The organism is Agrobacterium sp. 22094 (assembly GCF_052046015.1).
GTDB classification, from domain to species: Bacteria; Pseudomonadota; Alphaproteobacteria; order Rhizobiales; family Rhizobiaceae; genus Agrobacterium; species Agrobacterium cavarae.
This window is the reverse complement of sequence record NZ_JBQEPX010000031.1, coordinates 1-403: the sequence shown is the minus strand read 5'-3', so window position 1 is coordinate 403 and position 403 is coordinate 1. Positions and strand designations below refer to the sequence as shown.

Below are 403 nucleotides of genomic sequence, written 5' to 3'. Positions count from 1 at the left end.
CAAAAGCCAATCTTTTTGTGTCCTTTACTTATTAAATGTTTTACAGCTTTGTATCCGGCTTCAAATTCATCATAGCAAATTATCGGAATAGGTGCATTTTCCTCATATTCATTACAAAGTAATATTGGGCCATATGCTAAATAATGCTCTATATTTTCCCAATCATTTTCTAAGGATGCGAGAATTACACCATCTACCGCTTTATTCTTTAGTAATGAAAGTAATTCAAGCTCTATTTTTTTTTCATAAAAAGTCTGATAAATCAGTGATTTGTAATTGTGTTTTAGAAGTTCTTTAGAAATTTCTCTAGCTAATTTTCCGAAAAAAGGATGATCTATATTTGGAATCGATAGAGCGATGGTTTGTGTCTTATTCACCCTAAGATTTCTAGCGATAGAACTAG

At 31.0% G+C, this 403-nt stretch carries 1 pseudogene; it reads right to left on the bottom strand.

Going from position 1 to position 403, the window contains the following annotated elements:
• A pseudogene (locus ACTJK5_RS23050) lies at positions 1-377 on the bottom strand (NTD biosynthesis operon regulator NtdR); the annotation flags it as partial.
• Between the last annotated feature and the right edge of the window lie 26 nt (positions 378-403).